Source organism: Candidatus Effluviviaceae Genus I sp., assembly GCA_016867725.1.
Classification (GTDB): domain Bacteria; phylum Joyebacterota; class Joyebacteria; order Joyebacterales; family Joyebacteraceae; genus VGIX01.
The window spans coordinates 1-6,033 of record VGIX01000066.1 but is presented as its reverse complement, the minus strand read 5'-3'; the positions used below and the strand labels follow the sequence as shown (position 1 = coordinate 6,033).

General features: G+C 68.7%; 3 protein-coding genes. 2 read left to right on the top strand and 1 reads right to left on the bottom strand.

Features of this window, described 5'->3' with window-relative positions:
* A partial coding sequence (locus tag FJY74_09195; GenBank protein MBM3308489.1) for a T9SS type A sorting domain-containing protein occupies positions 1 to 629 on the top strand: 629 nt, incomplete at its 5' end.
* Between the two features lie 27 nt (positions 630 to 656).
* Positions 657 to 4,202, top strand: a complete 3,546-nt coding sequence (locus FJY74_09190) for a hypothetical protein (GenBank protein ID MBM3308488.1) — start codon at positions 657 to 659, stop codon at positions 4,200 to 4,202.
* On the opposite strand, the gene FJY74_09185 is transcribed toward FJY74_09190, so the two are convergent.
* On the bottom strand, positions 4,191 to 5,798 hold the full coding sequence (locus tag FJY74_09185; protein ID MBM3308487.1) for a hypothetical protein: 1,608 nt from the start codon (positions 5,796 to 5,798) through the stop codon (positions 4,191 to 4,193). The genes FJY74_09190 and FJY74_09185 overlap by 12 nt on opposite strands.
* Between the last annotated feature and the right edge of the window lie 235 nt (positions 5,799 to 6,033).

Below are 6,033 nucleotides of genomic sequence, written 5' to 3'. Positions count from 1 at the left end.
AGTTCCCCGCGACGGCCGGCAGCATCTGGAAGCTCGACGCGTACGCGATGACGACATGCGTCGAGTCGCCCATTCAGCCCGGGAACGGCAACATGGTGATCGCGCGACTCATCTTCAAGAACGCGGCAGGAGCGGAGGTCGGCGCGGCGGACGCGATCATCCTGGACCAGACCGCGTCGCTCGGCACGTGGACCAAGCACACCCTCATGAGCAACGCTCCGGCCGGCACGGACTCGGTTGCGGCATACATCCTCTTCGTCCAGCCGACGCCGACTGCGCAGGGAGCGGCCTGGGTCGACGACATCTCGCTGTACGACGTGAGCACCGTGGGCGTTCCTGATGGGGAGCTGGTCGGCGCGTCGCTGCACCAGAACGTCCCGAACCCGTTCAACCCCGCGACGCGGATCGCGTTCGACCTCCCGAGGCCGGGCCAGGTCGAGGTGGTCATCTACAACCTCGCGGGCCGCGAAGTCAGAGCGATCTTCAGTGGCGAGCTCCCTGCCGGAGCGCACTCCGTCACGTGGGACGGGCGGACGAGCGACGGCAGCGTGGCGGCGTCCGGCACCTACTGGTACCAGCTCAGGACGCCGGACGGCAGGACGTCGAGGAGCATGGTGCTTCTGAAGTAGCCGCGCGGCGTCCGGAGAGCGTCGGGAATGGGAAGTCACCGGAAGCGGAGTCCCCTGAGGCTCGTTCCGCCCGCGGCCCAGGCGCGCGAGGCCCGGTCCGTCGCGAAGACGGCGGCCGACGCCGGCGCCGAGTCCGTCGCCGGCACGCCCGTCGGCGGACTGGTGCGGTTCGAGGGAGAGGACTACTACCGGATCTCGTCGTACCATCTGATGCCCCCGTTCCTGATGACCCTCGCGACCGACACCGACCTCTGGATGTTCGTGACGTCGGGCGGTGGTCTGACGGCGGGTCGCGGTGACCCCGACGGGAGCATCTTCCCGTACGAGACCGTCGACAGGCTGCACGACGGCCACCACCACACGGGCCCGATCACGCTCATCCGGGTTCTCCGAACCGGGGAGTCCGCGGTCCTGTGGGAGCCGTTCTCGTCCATCTGCACCGACCGGTCGGCCGTCGACCGCAACCTGTACAAGAGCGCCACGGGACATCGGCTGGTCTTCGAGGAGACCGAGCGGAGCCTGGGTCTCGTGTTTCGCTACCGCTGGGCCGCGTGCGACGAGTTCGGGTGGGTGAGAACGGTCACCCTGGAGAACCGGGGCGCCTCGCCGGTCACCGTGGAGCTTCTCGACGGCCTTCGCAACGTCCTGCCGCACGGAGTGTCGCAGGCGCTCTCGCAGGGCGCCGGCAATCTCGCGGATGCATACAAGACCTCGGAGGTCGACGCCGCTGCGGGGCTCGCGGTGTTCTCGCTGACCGCGGGCATCAGCGACCGGCCGGAGGCCGCGGAGGTACTGCGGGCCAACGTGGCCTGGTGCGCGGGGCTCAGGGACGGCGAGGTCCACCTCTCGAGCGAGGCGATCGACGCGTTCAGGGAGGGACGTCCTCACCGGGACGAGACGCCCCTCACCGGACGCCGAGGGAACTACCTCGTGGCGGCGTCGCTCGAGCTGGGGCCGGCCGAGTACGCGCAGTGGCACGTCGCCGTGGATGCCGGGCGCAGCCAGTCGCAGATCGTCGACCTGCGCGCGCGCATCGTCGAGGGACGAGACCTCGAGTGGGACGTCGAGAGCGGACTGACACGCGCCGGCGAGAACATCAGGAGGATCGTCGGAAGCGCAGACGGCATTCAGCTGTCGGGGCGCGCGGAGGCGGCCGCGCACCACTTCGCCAACGTCCTCTACAACAGCATGCGCGGGGGCGTCTTCGCCGACAACCACAGCGTCGAATCGGCCGACCTCGCGGACTTCGTCCGCGTGAGAAACCGCCCTGCCGCCGAGAGGCGGAAGGTCTTCCTGGAACGACTGCCCCGGTCGCTGGGCGTCGGCGAGCTGCTGCGGACGGCGAGGGAGACGGGCGACGCGGACCTCACGCGGCTCTGCCACGAGTACCTGCCGATCTACTTCGGAAGACGGCACGGAGACCCGAGCCGTCCGTGGAACCGCTTCACCATCCGCGTGCGGAACAGCGACGGGACGCGCGCGCTCCACTACGAAGGCAACTGGCGGGACATCTTCCAGAACTGGGAGGCGCTGTGCGTCTCCTTCCCGGGCTTCATCCCTAACGTCGTCGCCAAGTTCGTGAACGCCTCCACCGTCGACGGCTTCAACCCGTACCGCGTGACGCGCGACGGCGTCGAGTGGGAGACGCCGGACCCACGCGACCCCTGGAGCCACATCGGCTACTGGGGCGACCACCAGATCGTCTATCTGCTCAAGCTGCTGGAGTCGATGGAGCGCTCCCTGCCGGGTGAACTGGAGGACCTGCTCGGCAGGGACGTCTTCAGCTACGCCAACGTGCCCTACCGCATCAGGCCGTACGAGGACATCCTCAGGACACCGTCGTGCACGATCGAGTACGACGCCGCCCTGGACGCGGCGATCGCCGCGCGCGTGTCGGAGATCGGCACGGACGGGAGACTCGTGCCCGGCCCGGGAGGCGGCGTCTGCCACGTCAACCTGCTGGAGAAGCTCCTCGTTCCGCTCCTCTCGAAGCTCTCCAACCTGGTCCCCGACGGCGGCATCTGGCTCAACACGCAGAGGCCGGAGTGGAACGACGCCAACAACGCGCTCGTGGGCAGCGGCGTCTCCGTCGTGACGCTCTGCTACCTGAGGCGTTACGCCGCCTTCCTGGAGAGGAGCCTGTCGAACGCGGCCGGTGAGGAACTGCCGGTGTCCAAAGAGGTCGTCGCCTGGCTCCGCCGCGTGCTGTCGGCTCTGGAGCGCGCCGAGCGGCTTCTTGCGACCGCGGCCCTGGGCGACCGCGACCGCAAGAGCGTCATGGACGAGCTGGGTCTGGCGTTCTCTGACTACAGGAAGGGCGTGTACTCCCGCGGCTTCACCGGCAGGGAGAGGCTCTCGGTCAGCGACGTCATCGGTCTCTGCAGGACCGCGACGGGCGTCATCGATCACGGTATCAGGGCGAACCGCCGGAGCGACGGTCTCTACAACTCGTACGTGCTCCTCGAGCTCTCCGGCGACGGCACGGAGGCGGCGGTCCGCCCCCTGCCGGAGATGCTGGAGGGACAGGTGGCCGCTCTCAGCTCCGGTCTTCCGGATCCCAGGGAGACCGCGGAGGTGCTGAGCCGCCTCTTCTCATCGGCCCTGTACAGGGAGGACCAGAGGAGCTTCCTGCTCTATCCCGACAGGCGGCTGCCGTCGTTCCTCGAGCGGAACGTCGTGCCCCGTGAGCGCGCGCTCGCCGTGCCTCTCCTCAGGGACCTCCTCGAGGCAGCGGAGAGGTCGGTCGTCGAGAGGGACGCATCGGGCGTCATCAGGTTCCATCCCGACTTCAGGAACGCGGGAGATCTGGAGCGCGCGCTGGACCGGCTGGGAGATCGTCCGGGCCGCGTCGAGGACGTCGCCCGCGACCGCGGAGCGGTGACGCGGCTCTTCGAGGACGTCTTCAGGCACCGCGAGTACACGGGCCGGTCCTCCGTGATGTACCTGTACGAGGGGCTGGGCTGCGTGTACTGGCACATGGTGGCGAAGCTCCTCGTCGCGGCCCAGGAGGTCGCGCTGCGAGCGGCCGACGACGCGACTCCGAAGGGCCTCACGGACGACCTCGCCGTGCTGTACCGGAGGATCCGTTCAGGTCTCGGCTTCGAGAAGACGCCGGACGAGTTCGGCGCGTTTCCGACGGACCCCTACTCGCACACGCCGCGGCACGGCGGCGCGAAGCAGCCCGGGATGACGGGACAGGTGAAGGAGGAGATCCTGACGCGGTTCGGGGAGCTGGGAGTGCGCGTCGACCGGGGCATCGTCGGGTTCCGCCCGGTGCTTCTCGAGTCCTGCGAGTTCCTCCGGGAGCCGACCCTGTTCTCGTACTTCGACGTCCACGGGAACTCCGCGTCGCTGGACGTCGACGCGGGAGCGATGGCGTTCACCTTCTGTCAGGTCCCGGTCGTCTACACGGCCGTGGAGGGGGACGCCTGGGTGCGCGTCATGCTCGACGACGGCTCCGAGACGCTCATCGAGGGTGATCGGTTGGGGCCGGAACTGAGCGGCGAACTCCTCGGGCGCACTGGCCGGATCGCGAAGGTCAGCGTGGGAGTGCCGCAGAGGTCACTTCAGTAGGACCAGTCGCCTGGTCTCGACAGCATCACCGGCGCTCAGCCTGCAGAAGTACACCCCCGACGCCACAGGCGTCCCGCGCTCGTCGAGTCCGTCCCACGTCGCCTCGTGGACACCCGCCGACACGAAGCCGCTCACGAGAGTCCGGACCCTGCGGCCGCCCGGAGCGAACACCGCGAGTTCGGCCATGCCGCCCGCGCTCAGCGAGTAGCCGATGGTCGTTGAGGGATTGAACGGATTCGGTCGCGCCGGGAAGAGGCGCGCCGCGCGCTCGACCTGACCTGCGTCGGATGGCTGCTCCGGCACTCCCGTGGGATCCACAGGGAAGAAGTTGAAGGTGCCCAGCACGACCTCCTGGTTCGCGGCCGGGTCGCCGCAGCACCGCCACAGGTTGACGTGCACGCGCGGTATCTCGGGCCTGGGGACGTGGCGGCCCGTGTAGGTCCACGCGTGGATCATGTTCCCGGGAGCCTCGTCGAACGGGCCCCCTCGCCAGCTCCTGCACTCGACCCGGTCGTGGAGCCAGCGGAACGCGTGGCTCGAGACCTCGCCCTCCGCGAACGTCGCTGTGAACCGGCTGAGGTTGCCGCTCCAATCGTAGGGCTGGGCGACGAACTGCGCGTTCGGGCCGGACGACTGACCCCACCTGCTGAACTCGATGTCGAACTCGTTGTAGGGGTTCCACCAGAGGTAGCCGTCGTTGTAGCACGGTCCGTACTGCCAGATGAACATGCCCAGCACGGCGGTTGGGTCCAGGAGGTCGATTCGCCCGACGGTCGTGAAGATGTAGTCGCCGTAGCCCAGCGTCTCGGCGAGGGCTATCTCGGTGCTGTACCAGGTGCCGCCGACCTTGCGGATGGTCATGTGGAGTCTGTCGTTGGCGTCCACCCAGACGCTGCTCTGCGAGTCGGAGAACGAGTTGGGCCCGGGACCGTAGTAGCCAGGCCCCTTGACGCGCCAGGAGCGTCCCGAGAACTGGATCGTGCGTCCTCCGGGGAAGTCGTTCCACTGCATGTCCTCGATCGTCGGGTAGCTCTGGCTCAGGACGGTCGTCTGGTCGTAGTAGACGATGGGACGCGGATCGCTCGGGCCCTGAAGAACGCCGAAGAGGGCGCGCATGGCAACGGTCCCGGACGGGGCCGGGTTGCTGAGCACGGAGAAGCTCCTGTACTCGTTGGTCGGTGTCGCCGGGAGCGCCACGTCGTGCGACTCGTAGCTGATCATGCCGCTTGAGCCGTGCCACTCGACGTTCACGATGGCGCGGGAGCTTCCGCTGAGAGGGCTGGCGGTCGAGTGCGCCACCGTGCCGGTGACCCTCCAGCGCTCGCCCGGAGCGCAGTCCTGCTGCTGCCAGAACGCCGACACGTCCCAGCCGCCAAGGTTGGGCCCGGAGACGCGCGCCGCTGTGGAGCCGTGCGTGGCGAAAGTGACGGAGCCGACCGTGCCGAACTGCTCCCAGCCGCCGAAGACGCGCCCGCCTGAGCCGGGGATCTCGAAGCTCGGGTTCGCCAGGATGCACTGAGCCTGAGCCGGTGCAGGCCGAACCAGGCAGAGGAGCACCAGCAGCCCGAGGCCCCTTTGCAGGCCGCGCAGAGTCATCAGAAGTCCCTCCCTCGACGGAGAAGCCGCGAGCGCACCGGAAGTTAGTTCGGCTATCGAACATAGTATGCCACGGTTGTCGCGCCATGTCAAGCGCATGGGGCTCACCGGCCGTCGCACGACTCCCGCGCTTGGGGTGTCCCGAGGCGAGGCGGCGACGTCGTCGAGTACTACGTGGCGGCCGCCGACTCCGGCGGCCGGGCGGAGACGCTCCCGCGCACGGCGCCGCAGGGCT

Coding starts and splice junctions, on each gene's coding strand:
- FJY74_09190 (MBM3308488.1), top strand. CDS start 657: ATGGGAAGTCACCGGAAGCGGAGTCCCCTGAGGCTCGTTCCGCCCGCG.
- FJY74_09185 (MBM3308487.1), bottom strand. CDS start 5,798: ATGACTCTGCGCGGCCTGCAAAGGGGCCTCGGGCTGCTGGTGCTCCTC.